This window comes from Xenorhabdus entomophaga (assembly GCF_037996725.1).
GTDB lineage: Bacteria > Pseudomonadota > Gammaproteobacteria > Enterobacterales > Enterobacteriaceae > Xenorhabdus > Xenorhabdus khoisanae.
Map to the genome: position 1 here is coordinate 31,498 of NZ_JBBMXH010000029.1, position 13,120 is coordinate 44,617.

Here is a 13,120-nt window from a genome sequence, read left to right on the forward strand (position 1 = left end):
ATCATTCTTTCCCATTTGATAATTAATATTTATTATGAGCACATAAAATACATCGTCACTCATTAAACAGGCTCTCCTGTACTGCCTTTTGCTTTGCGTCGCCTGTCCGCTAATCGGCTCTTGCCGGATTGGAATGACGACAGCATATGCTCCTGGGATGATTGTTTGTCTAAGTTCACCTGTTCAGGTGACAACCGGCTCTGTTTAATCCAGTTAGAGAAAGAGGCAATCGTCGGATGCTCAAATAAGACAGTGACACGGATCTCCTGGCTGAACGCTTGTTGCAACTGGGATTGGAGTGCAATTATCTTTATCGAGTTACCACCAGCATCAAAGAAATTGATGTTTATATCAATCATCTGGCTTTCCAGCACCGTTTTCCAGACCGCCTGCACTTTAGCCACTACCGGATCTGCCGATGCCACATGATTTTCCACTGGTTTTGTTTGCAGTTGTTGCGCAGCATACTCCTGTAAGCTTCGGCGATTGATCTTGCCGGTAATGGTACGTTCAAACCCATCGACAACCACAATCAGTGAAGGTAACCACGATTCCGGGAAATTACGCCGGATATGTTCCCGTACCCGAGGCTCCAATACCGCAGCAGGTTCATGGCTATCAACAAAAAGATGCCACTGGCGCTTTCCCTTCGATGCTATTGCGGGCGATTCTGTTACGGGCAATAGACAACTGGCTTTAACCGTATCCAATGCCTCAACAACACGCTCCAATTCGCTCGGTTCAATGCGAATACCGTTCACCTTCACCTGATCATCAATCCGCCCCAGATAGCGAAAACCTGATTCACTGGAAAAAGTAACCATGTCGCCAGTGCGATAAAAAGGATGCTTACTGTATTGATCCAAATAGTTAGATTTAACAAAATACTTCGCCGTCTCAACGGGGTTAGTCGTGTAACCACGGGCAACCGCCTTGCCTCCCACCCAAAGCTCACCACGCACACCGGCAGGCAATGGTTTGCCGAATATATCAGCGCAGTAGGCAATAACATTTTGAATTGGCCAACCGATGGCAACATCCGCAGTAAGGGATTGTTTCGCGTTGAGACAATCCACTGTCGTCTCACTGGGTCCATAATGGTTGCTAACGGCATACCCTTGCTGCAACAAATCATCCCGCAGACGTTTGGGTAATTCTTCACCCCCGAATATCCACAATCTCATGGCAGGCAGGAATGGCGCATCCTGAATAAGCTGCGCAATGGCTCCGGGAATAAAATTAATTAAGGTGATGGATTCAGACTGCAACAGCCCAATGAATGCCTGCCTCTCCAGTAACACATCCGGCGATGGATAGATCAGCATGGCACCAACAACAAAACTACCCAATAAATCTTCTACGCTGGGGTCGAAATTCAGATCCGTCAGCCCAAGCACTCTATCAGCGGCTGTCAACACCGTTTCCTTAATAAACCAGTCCAGCAGGTTTGCGACCGATTCATTACGGATCGCAATCCCCTTAGGCGTGCCTGTCGTTCCCGACGTGAATATAAAGTAAAATTCATCTTCAGGCCGCCGGTTAGTCCATAGCGCCGGCTCCGCCGTAGATGGCCGCAAAATCTTTTCCTCAATATCCAGCAGCAAATAACGCCCGCGCCCTTCGCCAAGTTCTTTATTAAAGGAAGCATCACATAAAACAATGCTGCAATCTGCCAACGTTAACAGGGTCTTTTTACGTTGCAGTGGATCTTTCGGATTGACATAGAAGTAACTGCCACCACTGAATAATATTGCGAGTATTGCCTGAGTCGATAACAATCCTTTTTCAAGATGAACAGCCACTCTGTCTCCCGGAATAAAACCCGATAACCGTAACTGTTCCTGTACGCCACTCACTCCTTTCAATAACTCACGATTGCCGATGCTATTTTGTCCATAGATCAGGCTGATTCCTTGAGGGGATTCGCTAAGACGCTGATAAATACGTGTCAGCAATGAATTGATATCCGGCGTCTGTTCGTTGATCTCCCCAATGCACAAAGAGCCTTCTTCTGCTTTCTCTGTATCAGGTTTTAAGATGAAATCTTCAATCAACGTCTCTGTGGTGTGATTAACCAGATCTTCCACCAACGATTCAAACCCATTAAACGCCACTTTTACTGCATCAGATGCCCCCGTGAAAACCTCTCCGGCACTGAGTTCGACTAACCATTGATCCACACCAGAAACGGTTAATGTCAAACCGAAATGCGTTGTTTCTTCACTGTATAAATCCGTCACGAAAGCACCACAACTGGCATCTTTCAATGTGGCATCAATGGGATAGTTATCAAAAACCACAATAGAGTCATAGAGTTCTTCACGTATTCCCGCTTCCTCGCGGATCAATAAAGGCGGCGTTTTTTCATATTGTTGCGCCTGTTGTAGCGCCTGAAAAACAGAACGCAAAGCCGCTTCTACATTCCACTTACCTTCAAGCGTAAGGATAAGCGGTACGGTATTGATAAACAGGCCTAAGGGCTGACGGTCAATGTCTTGCGTCAAGGCCCCGCCTCTGCCGGAAAATGTACAGCCCAACGTAATGGTTTTCTGGAAGGTGAATTTAGCCAGCGTCAATGCCCAGCATAGATAAATAAAACTGGCTGGCGTTACCCCCGCGCGGCGGCAAAGTGATTCTATAGCCGCCTTACGTTCTTCGCTCCATAGGCTATTTACGACGATTTTTTCATTTATTGCTTTCTCAGCCGCATCGTGACCAATGGCCCGGAATAGGGGTTCAGCCAAGAGCCGGGTTGTTGCAGCAGACTCTCCACCGGGCAAATGTTGAAACACTTCCCGCCAATATTCGCGACTGGACATCAACGCTTCCTGACTTAAACCCTGCCAGAGTTGCTGTGAATAGATACGTGCACCCAGAGGAACAATTTTTTGCTGACGCAATCCCTGCAACCAGAGGGAAATCAACAACGAACTACTCCAGCCATCCATCAGAATATGGTGGAAAGAGAAGGCCAGACTTACCGTTCCCGCCTTAACATTGTGGAAACCAACAATGCGAAACACTTCTTTATTCAACGCAAAAGGCGTGGCTTTAGAATGTGCCAGCCAATCAAGGCAACGCTGTTTAATTGACGGGACTGGAGCCGTTGAGTCAATACGGATATATTCGAACGGAATTCGGGGTAAAGAATAAATAACCTGATGGGGAATGCGAATACCTTCCCAGACAAAAACCGACCTGAGAGCGGGCTGTGAATGCTGTATTTGCTGCCATACTTCAAGGAGGGTTTCTTTATCGGCATCCACCTTCAAGCTGAATGCCACCCCAATGTGATAAGCGCTGTTTCCATCTTTTAATGCGTGAAACAGTAACCCATTCGCTTGAGGCGTCACTTGTAGCAGTTCTTCAATATAATTATCGCTGCATGCTGTATTCGCTGAATCGATAGCGGTTCTCATGCTGAGGCTCCCTTAATAATGAGATCAAGCTCCGATTGTGAAAGTTGACAAAGAGGGAAATCGGCAGGTAGGTATGGCTTTTCGTTCAAAAATAACTTTTCGTTCAATAATAGTTTTTCGTTTAATTGTGCTAAGTAATGCTGCGCATCATCACCATTAGCGTTGGGAATGCCCAGCCTCAACTCAACCAAAACAGAGCCAGACTCACGGCAATCACGAATAAGTATGTCAAAGTCGGCCACACTCTTTTCGTCAGGATGCCGGAAACCGCCCGACAAGGACTGAACCAGATCGAAATGCCCCCATGTTCCGCGCCCTTCTAATCCCAAGCCAATGTCGTTAATGCACATGTGTGGCCGTTTTCCCGGATTATTCAGCCCCAATTGTGCTTTCCAGCTCTGCTTATCTTCATAAAGACCTGACTTTAATATCCGCAAAAAAGCAGCCTGGGAAAGTCGGTATGGGTGTTCTGACGAAATGTTAAGGGTCAACTGATTAAAGCCGGTAAACCAACCTGCCGCATTCGCCATTTCTGCATTCCAAGTGGCGGGAATACCCGCTTCAGAGAATAAACGCCCGTGGTTTTCAAACAGGATGACAGGCTGTGGAGGCAATATTTCGTTATCCTGCATAACGTCCATCAAAGCAGCCGCGATCAATTGTGAACGCTCAGCCTTAAGGCGTTGCTCCATCAATCGCAAATCATAACCACAAATTGACAGCGCCAAAGTAACCTGAGTCACCGAAGGGTGATGGAAGCTATCGTCATAAGGCACATAATCCCTCTCAGGAACGTGTTCTCCCAACCATTTACCCCACAGGAATGCACCTTGCTCGTGGGGCGTTTCCTCTGCATTCGCATGCTGGAATGAAGAACCATTGATAGCTTGCTCCAATTCATCCAATAAGAAAATCCATGAATGCACATCGCAAATAAGGTGATGACAAACCCAAATCAGATAGTTTTTGTCTGAAACCGGATCAAATACGACCGAATGCACGCTGGGCTGTTTCTCCAGACAAACCTTGCTTTGCAATTTATTCAATCTGTTTTCAAGGTGTTCACCCGGCGCCAGAATCTCGCCTTCTGTCACTGTACCGCAGTCATGCACTTCCGGTTCCGGAGATGCGAAGTAAAACTCACTCAAATCTTGGTTTGCTCTCAAAGCAAAAATTTTATGCCTTGCTTTAACCACCGAGACAGCCGCGTTTATTTCTTCAGCCGAGCGTGAAGATTTCAACTCAAGCACCATGCCTTGTTGCAACCGATTGCCATGTTTAAAACATTGTTGCCGGAACCAGCTGATACTGGGTAAGTGTTTAATCCAGCCTGCTTCAAGTTCTTCTGCTATAACCGAATCAGTGACTCCGTTTTCCGACGCTGCTGCGCAGGCTTTTTCAAGCACAGAGCCTAAGGAATTCAACGTTAACAGTTCACTTGCACCAATCCGGATCCCTTCTCTGGCTAACAATGCGACGAGCCTGATCGCTTTGATCGAGTCTCCTCCCTGCTCCAGAAATGAAGTGGTTAGATCAACGTCCTGTGGCCAGATTGGTTTCAGAAACTCTGCATTTAACCAGACCGGCAGTTGATAGGCTCCCGATGCGCTCTGCCGTTGTGCATTGGCTGAACCGGGCAGGGAAGAACCACTCGCCATCAACGTTGCCTGAGCTGCGGCAGTCAGCGCCGCCATATCAACTTTACCGTTGGCATTAATCGGCCAGGGTTGTACGGTACAGTACAGCGTGGGCAACCAAGCATCAGGAATTTTCGTTTTCAGGCTACACTGAAATTCCGGGTTGTCATGCGGTATGGCCTGACTGCTGCACAAAGCGACTGTTTCATACCCCTCTGCTTCATCAACCACCAATTTCAGTGCCTTCAACTCCAAACTATAGTTATCGTTCTCCCCGGCACTCGTCAGTACACTTTCCACCGCTTTCTCTATTTCCGCCGGGTGGATCCGGTAGCCACGGATCTTAAATTCATCGTCAATACGCCCAAGACAATGAAATATTCCCTGCGCGTCCTGTAACCCTAAATCGCCCGTACGATACCAGCGGCTTAAGCCATCCGCACCGCACACAAACTTTTCCTGCGTCTGGATACGGTCATTGAGATATCCCGTGGCCAGCACTGGGCCACTGATACTGATTTCACCCCTGAATCCACGGGGCATATTTTGTCCCCAGGAATCTTTTATCGATATTTCTGCTTTGCCCAACGCTGTACCGATAGGCATAACCGCAGTGTTTATCTTGTCATTACCGTCAGGAGAGCTTTCTTCCCTACTCACTGAGCAGATACAGCATCCGACTGTTGTTTCTGTCGGTCCATATTCATTGATGACTTTGCTCCCCACAGGAAAATAATCGAGTGCTTTCTTCACCAGAGAAGAGGACAAATTTTCTCCTCCCACCACAAAAGTCAGCGGATGACTTCTTTTCGGGCTGTGCTCAATCAGCAATGAGAGATGGGATGGCGTGCATTTAACGCCCGTCAATGATTCATCCGCCAGCAACGTTTGCAGCAATTCGGGGTTATCACGGATATCCTGTTCATGAGGTTGGATAAATCCGCCCGACAAAACCGGAACCAGAATGGCGGTCTGTGTTAAATCAAAACCAAAGGAGGTAAATAAAGGCGCATTAAACGGCGTTTGCGCAGCATAAGCCGCCTTAGCCGCCAAGGCATAATCTGCCAGCGCCATCGGGGAAATCACCACGCCCTTAGGTTCCCCGGTCGATCCTGAGGTATAGAGAATATAAGCAGGATGACAGTGTGTCTGTTCTGCCCGTGTCACTGGATTCAATGCAGCCTCAAGCCCTGCCTTATCCAAGGAAACGCGTAACAAACGCAGGCCCAGCATTTCTGCAAGGTGATGGTCGGTTCCCGTATAAATGCAGAGAGATGCCCCCGAATTACGGGCAATAGCCGATAATCTGGCTAAAGGCATGGTCGGACAGACGGGAACTACCGTCACGTTTTCAATCAGGCAAGCCAGATAAGCGAGTACAGTTTCAGGAGTACGTCTTCCCAGAATAAATACCGGATTGTGCCCATCATGCCCGTTTCGTATGGTACGCAACTGTTTCCTGAACTGGTTAATCCATTGCAATCCCTGACGGTAAGTCACCACATCAGCATCCTGCTGGAATAACAGGTTATCAGCATAACGTTCAAACGCATGGTATAAATAAACACCGATCGGTTTTGTCTGAGGTTCTTTCCCAGAGTGGGTTTCTTGCTCTTTTTCACTTAATGGTGTCTGCGTGACTTCTTGTTGCGCCAAAATTTCGCAGGCAGCTTCCATTGCATAATCAGTGACTGTTTTCAGAAACATATGACATTGATCTAATGACCATATCTTGCGGAAATCACCTTCAAACTTGAAGTTCCCGCCTTCAAAGCGGTCATGGATATGAATGGTCGCAAACAGGGCTTCTACTGCCTGCATATGATCAATTGATACGTCAGCACCTAAGACAGTTTTCCGGAAAATGCCAGTTTGATAGGAAACCCCGAAAGCGGGAATGATCCGTTTCCAATCTTGTGATGCAAATTCATTCCATCGGGCACCTGGCGCATAACGTGAGTGAGCAACCGCTTTTTGCAAACGCTGCTTAAGCATATGGTAACAATCTGTCACCGTCTCCCCCGCTTCACGGGACACGGGGATCAAAACCGGAGCCACAGCCATAGAGGCAGAGCGTTTCTCTTCATGACTCCAGCGGTTAAGCATCGGTGCCTGCAATAAAGCGCCATTACCGTCTTCAATAACCATTTGTGTATAAGCGACCGCCGCGAAAAACAGCCTGAAAATAGAGCCGCCACGACTTTTAAACTGGCGCAGCATATCGTTTTCAGCTTCACTCAGTTCGTAACGTACACGCTGGGATCGAGGCGTTAGTCTGCGATAGTCACCCATCGGATAACGGCTGGCTATTTTGCCGGCATTAGCGGATTCCGTTTCGTTACCGGCATTGTCACTGAAAATACTCCGCCAATATGCTTCATCTCTTTGCATACGCCGGGAGTTTTCATAATTCCGCTCACCCTCCGCGTTAACCGAAAACAGCAGATATTCCGTATCCGGCTCTTCTTCTTCCAGCGCACTCATCAGATGTTCTATCAGTACTGACAACCCCTCACCATCGGTGGCCGCATGATGCGCCTTAATAAACCAGCCTGTCTGTTCCGGCTGAAAACGCACGGCAAAAACGCGCACCGGTGTCAGTGATAAATCTTCTTCTATCAGCGTCTGACGCTCAGCCCAACTTTCAAAAGCCCGTTTAGGGTCCGGATAACCGCTAAAATCGACTTGTATAACTTCCGCATGGGGAGTGAGCCGCCGGATGCCATGCCACTGTGTTGCCAAGTGATCTGTTTCCGCATGATCATTAACGAATCCAATATGAAATATATCCATTGAATTCTGGGTCGTTTCAGCGGCCTGCGTCAGTCTATCCAGAGGAATATCCCCGTTTAAACGTACCGCAACACTCAAATAAAACGGGTAGCCGGTCAAATGAAACGCTTCCATTTTGAAAACAGCTTGCTGTGACCGAGACAGCTCAAAAATCGGCTTATTCATGGTTTAAATACTCGTTTTGTGAAGAGCAGATTCTGCCTATACTTGATGCAATTTTTCCTATCTGCTATCAAGTTTTCAGGAGCTTAATTTTAATAACCACAAAGAATTCCAATAACGATTCAACAACATTCAGCGCCATATTGATGCAAGATATGACTCGAATATTCAGAACCTCAAAAAATGGCTGACAAAAATATAAAATTTATCATTCAACCGAAGAAATAATTTTCTGTCAGTTTTTCATTATGGTGCTAAAGAATGACCAATAGCATCTATGGTTATTTGTAATATAATGATTATTGTCAGCATTGTTTAATTGAAATTAAGTTGGGGCTATCCTTAATGAATTTTGAGTTACGTCACAACAGAAAGGAGAAGAATCCTCAGGAATACAGATAACAGTGTGACTTGGGTTAATTGATGCAGTTAATAATGATGTAGCTTTAAAATTGAAGAGCATAAAAAATGAAGAATAACGCGGTAAAAAACCGGATATAACAGTGTTCACTAAAATGACATTATCATAAAGTGAAGCATATGAAATAAGATGAATTATTTTTGATATAATATAATTTTTAATAACCCAAAAAGAATAAACTGCACTTCTACTACCCATAAAATCATACTTACGGATAAACATCTTTACAAGACTCCTCAAGTTGATAGCGACCATTATGCTTATATACCAGACATTTCCAGAATGCAGCCGATAAACCTGCATCTTGAAATTCATTGGGTATATAAACCACACAAGTAATTTCGCCCGTTTTTTATAACTTGAGTTATTACGGGAATGAAGCCATTTTCTCATCATTCAAGTTATCATTTAATTGAAATTTGATGACAGATTTATGAATTCCTATATTTATGGCAATTAGCATAAACATCCAAAGCCTGGAAAAACTGAAAACAGAACTGATATAATTATTGTCGCATTTGTAATTATTAACCTTATGAATCAGTTCCGAAGAAACTTGTTGCATTAAATACTGATGATTTTTCATGTCAGCTAACATAACCTCACTTAAACTACCAACCAAACACTTTAAATAACGGCTGATAAAGAGACGCCATTAATTTTCTTACTTAGAGCTGGATTAACACGTTAATTTTTACGCAGGTAGTGGATTAGCGCCATAAACATTACAATGATATCGAGTATCAATCAACAAATAAAGTTAAGAAGCCTGTTTCAAATCTCATCTCTCCATCACTTTAAGCAACCACAAAAAACCCAATATAATCAAGCAAATAATAAAATTAACCATAGGAAACAATAATCAAAACAGCATTTGCTTCATAAAATAAAACAATAATAACAATTTAAATTAATATCAAAACAAATATAACTAAAACTCATCTTACACTATATGCGCTGGGTGATTGTAAACACAAAAATCTCTATATAAATCCCTCCAGTCGACAAAAGGAAGAACTTGAGTGATGCCGACTATAGCAACTGAGCGCCCTTCTGAAAAACTGCATTTATTAGTCAAATTCACCTATCATTTTATTTTTAACAAAAAATTACCGGCAGAGAAATCAGGTTCTTATATCTAAAGGAATAATGCAGATTAAGAATGTAATACTTCGCATCACACACAAAAATCAATTTTATTATCCAGAAAACACACTTTAAATGGCAAACCATACAATAATATTCTGACTAAGAAAAAAGATTATTTAAAACCCCACACCATCACATATAATCCTTAAAACAGGTGATAATGATACCTGCTTTAAGTGAATAAAAAGAAAGATTAATTAATCATGCACACTGTATTTTATATAAATCAATTTTTCGCAAGGAGTTCGATATCTAATTAATTCACATATTTTAAGGGGAAACTGATGACATACAAACCGCTTCACTCTCCCGAAATAAGATATTCATCATGGGGAACCCATGATGCCCCGCTATTTATTGTGCTTGGGCAATCCAATAGCTATGGTCACGGAACAGAATTACCACCAGATGAAAGGATCATCCAGAGCTTAAGCAATGTATTCACCTTATCCCTGCCAGAAGTCTACAGCATTAACTTTTCTACCATAAATTGGACAGGGCTAACCAGCTTTGGCAGTGCCAATATTGGTGCTCCCGTCGGTTTACCACGCGGCAACCAAGATCATCCCTACAACGCCGCCAATCGTTTCGCTAACTTCTGGCAAAATCACATCAATCAAGGTAATGCACTGAGCTTACCGGATCTTTACGTGATTTTAATGGGTTGGGGCGGACAGGGAATGTATCTGGATAATCTTCCCGATAATCGCTGGGCACCAGAACGCAATCCACAAGATGTAGAATCCCTTTGTCCCCGTGCAATCAGAACGTTGCGCCTGGCCGTTCAGTCACTGCGCAAGATGGGCAAAAATCCGCGTATTTTGGCGATTCATTGGAATCAATGGGAAGCTGAAACTGAAAGTTTGTCGGCAGCCAAAGCATCAGAGATGAATTTCACCCGCATTATTACAGGGATTAGCGATGCTATAGGTTCCCGCTATATTCCGTGGCGATTGTATTACCCGCTTTCGGTGGCATTTGATCCCCTCAATACCAGTTATGTGAATGAAGCAATTGAAGATGTCATTGCCGCCGATCCCAAATATCGTACCCTGATTGATGCAAGGAGTTCGCCAAATTACACCGGCATCGCTTCTGATTATGGTGTTTTCCTGCATGATGAGATGCATTACGACGGCAATACCCAAACCTGGTTCGCACAACAGGAGTGGGAATTGATTTTATCCGGTTACCGGGGGATTAAGATATAAATCACAGCAGATGGCGGCCCATGCCGCCATCTATTTCTACGCGAAATTTCTGTTTAAGCCCACGCTTCCCCGATTCTGTTAATACCAGTTCCCGGCTGTCCAATTGCCTGACTGCCCATTTTTTCTTTAAAAAAGTATCAAGCAACGATGCCCCTAAAAAACCGCCAAGATGAAAATGCCGTTCACTCCAGTCAAGGCAGGAACAGGCAAATTTTCGCCGCGAGGAGAGAGCCATATCACTGTCTATATCAAGTGAAATCAAAAGATCTTTGCCTGTCGGCGTTAATTCATAATTTTCCGTCATCCAATGATTCACCAACAAACTATCATGAATTTTTACCGCAATTTCCCCTGCCATATGGTCATAACAAGTTCGGAAAAAACACAAAGATTGGGGTGTGGAAATTTTGACAATATCGTCATATCCACCATTAGCAAAATACATCATATTTTCCAGCAAGTTAGCGACTTCTTTGTTATAAATTTTAAAATAACGATGCCGCCCCTGTTTAATGCAGCTGATTAAGCTTTCTTCTGCCAGACGATTTAAATGGGCGCTGGTTGTTGATGGAACAACATCAGTAGCAGCACTTAATTCTGTCGCGGTATAAGCGCGCCCATCCATCAGCAAAAATAACATGCGGGCACGGGTGTAATCAGCCAACACCGCAGCAATGGCAGAAACTCGTTTCTCAAGAGTGAATTCATGCATATTTTGATGAACATCGAAGTGACAGTGATTGCAGCAAGGTAGCTTAGATTTTTTTATCCTTCAAGGAAATGATAATGTTAGCTGTCATATTTGAAGTCGAAATCGCAGAAAACCAAAGTGAACATTATTTTGATACCGCTGCTGCCCTCAGGCCATTATTGGATACCATTCCGGGATTTATTTCCATAGAACGCTTTCAGAGCCTCAATAATAACAATAAATATCTTTCTCTCTCCTTCTGGCGTGATGAAGAATCTGTAAAACAATGGAGAAATACTTACCAACATCAGGAAGCGCAGGTGTTAGGGCGCAATGGGGTGTTTGTGGATTATCGTTTGAGAGTCGCAGCAATTATCCGGGATTACGGGATGTATGCAAGGGAAGGAGCACCAACCGAAAGATGAACTGGCAATAAATTATTAATGGCTTATTCTGCATAATTCTTATTGGGAGATAATGTTCAATACCATTATCTTCCAATAATCATCATAGTCAGTTTGGAGGGAATGGACAACCCGCAAATCGACCAAAAAACATCCAATACCAGTTTCCAATTGAAAATATAACTGTCAAAAAATAAACTATCGACTGTAATTTACTCTCCGTAAATCCTTTTACTCCCTTCATCATAAAAAGAATCATAAAAGGTAATAAAAAGACCAAACACAGAGGGGCTGTCAATTTTCTGTCGTCATTAACTGCAAAGGTATTTACTACATCACAAACTGTATTGACCCCCTCTTCCCCAATCATCCAGTCATGTTCGACTGTCGAAAAGCACCCAATTAATATTGCACTGTACAAAATAAAGATAATACAAAAGAGTATACTTATAGTTTTCATGTTTACTTATTCTTATCATCAATAGTAAGACGAGATCTACCCCTAGACAAGAAACCACCAACACACATTCAAGAATGTTTATATCAAAAAAGCTAATGTAATATTTCTCTTTCCTATCAAAGATAAGATCTCGATCACAAGATAAAATAATATATTAAATAAAAAAATCGGAATTAATCAGGAGTAAGGATGATTTTACGCCTTATAGAACGGGTCATATTTCCTTTGTGAAGCCACAGAAAAAATTGGTTTTAATTGTGTCGATTACTGCATACCCCCTCTAATCATTCACAATAATTATAAATAAAGGAAAAATCATTGACATAAACTACAATTTTTGAATTTTTATTCTTTTTATCTATTTTATATTACCATTTATTTACAAGTCATTATCCATACAAAAATTGCTTAATAATTGTACTTTTCGACTTTTTAAAATATCAGGTTTCATGCAGGAGACATATTGAAAATATAGAGAAACGGCCAAATCTGATAACAACAAATTGAAGTAATACGATAATGGTCCTTGGATCATGAAGGGAAATGAAAGAAAAAAATCAGAAATGAGCACACTGCCAGTAAGTGGAATAAATGAAATAAGTGGGATAAGTGGGATAAGTGGGATAAGTAGGATAAGTGGAAAATGACAAAATAAAGGAAACAAACGCGATGCTCGACTTTTATGGTGAGTTGAAATGACATAGCCGCTCCTTTATAACTTTAAGTCGCCAAACTGAGAGAAATAAAGGAACAAAAGGCTATGTCACAGCAAG

General features: G+C 43.3%; 7 protein-coding genes. 2 read left to right on the forward strand and 5 right to left on the reverse strand.

All coding sequences use genetic code 11. From position 1 onward, the window contains the following. Positions 1-62 precede the first annotated feature (62 nt). From AAC854_RS08245 to AAC854_RS08255, 3 genes are all read right to left on the reverse strand, one after another. Positions 63-3,419: a non-ribosomal peptide synthetase gene (locus tag AAC854_RS08245; RefSeq protein ID WP_340616667.1), complete on the reverse strand. Its 3,357-nt coding sequence runs from the start codon at positions 3,417-3,419 to the stop codon at positions 63-65. Then, positions 3,416-8,014 carry an AMP-binding protein gene (locus AAC854_RS08250; RefSeq protein WP_340616668.1) on the reverse strand — a complete coding sequence of 1,533 codons (4,599 nt, stop codon included), beginning with the start codon at positions 8,012-8,014 and terminating at the stop codon, positions 3,416-3,418. Before AAC854_RS08250 ends, AAC854_RS08245 begins: the two co-directional genes overlap by 4 nt. A gap of 322 nt (positions 8,015-8,336) precedes the next feature. Further along, positions 8,337-8,654, reverse strand: coding sequence for a hypothetical protein (locus tag AAC854_RS08255; RefSeq protein WP_340616669.1), 318 nt, complete (start codon positions 8,652-8,654; stop codon positions 8,337-8,339). A gap of 1,211 nt (positions 8,655-9,865) precedes the next feature. On the opposite strand from AAC854_RS08255, the gene AAC854_RS08260 reads away from it, so the two are divergent. Further along, a complete protein-coding gene (locus tag AAC854_RS08260; protein ID WP_340616670.1) occupies positions 9,866-10,792 on the forward strand; it encodes a hypothetical protein in 927 nt (308 codons plus the stop codon). A 1-nt stretch (position 10,793) separates the two neighbouring features. Here the strand turns inward: AAC854_RS08260 and AAC854_RS08265 are convergent, their stop codons facing one another. After that, complete coding sequence (locus tag AAC854_RS08265) at positions 10,794-11,504, reverse strand: ArsR/SmtB family transcription factor (protein WP_340616671.1); 711 nt, start codon at positions 11,502-11,504, stop codon at positions 10,794-10,796. A gap of 74 nt (positions 11,505-11,578) precedes the next feature. Between AAC854_RS08265 and AAC854_RS08270 the strand changes: the two genes are divergently transcribed. Continuing rightward, positions 11,579-11,908, forward strand: coding sequence for an antibiotic biosynthesis monooxygenase family protein (locus AAC854_RS08270; protein WP_340616672.1), 330 nt, complete (start codon positions 11,579-11,581; stop codon positions 11,906-11,908). Between the two features lie 88 nt (positions 11,909-11,996). Here the strand turns inward: AAC854_RS08270 and AAC854_RS08275 are convergent, their stop codons facing one another. Beyond that, positions 11,997-12,347, reverse strand: a complete 351-nt coding sequence (locus AAC854_RS08275) for a DUF2645 family protein (protein ID WP_340616673.1) — start codon at positions 12,345-12,347, stop codon at positions 11,997-11,999. Between the last annotated feature and the right edge of the window lie 773 nt (positions 12,348-13,120).

Excerpts from the sequence above, each read along its gene's own strand:
- AAC854_RS08260 (WP_340616670.1), top strand. The coding sequence starts at position 9,866 with ATGACATACAAACCGCTTCACTCTCCCGAAATAAGATATTCATCATGG.
- AAC854_RS08250 (WP_340616668.1), bottom strand. The coding sequence starts at position 8,014 with ATGAATAAGCCGATTTTTGAGCTGTCTCGGTCACAGCAAGCTGTTTTC.
- AAC854_RS08270 (WP_340616672.1), top strand. The coding sequence starts at position 11,579 with ATGTTAGCTGTCATATTTGAAGTCGAAATCGCAGAAAACCAAAGTGAA.
- AAC854_RS08255 (WP_340616669.1), bottom strand. The coding sequence starts at position 8,654 with ATGTTTATCCGTAAGTATGATTTTATGGGTAGTAGAAGTGCAGTTTAT.
- AAC854_RS08265 (WP_340616671.1), bottom strand. The coding sequence starts at position 11,504 with ATGCATGAATTCACTCTTGAGAAACGAGTTTCTGCCATTGCTGCGGTG.
- AAC854_RS08245 (WP_340616667.1), bottom strand. The coding sequence starts at position 3,419 with ATGAGAACCGCTATCGATTCAGCGAATACAGCATGCAGCGATAATTAT.
- AAC854_RS08275 (WP_340616673.1), bottom strand. The coding sequence starts at position 12,347 with ATGAAAACTATAAGTATACTCTTTTGTATTATCTTTATTTTGTACAGT.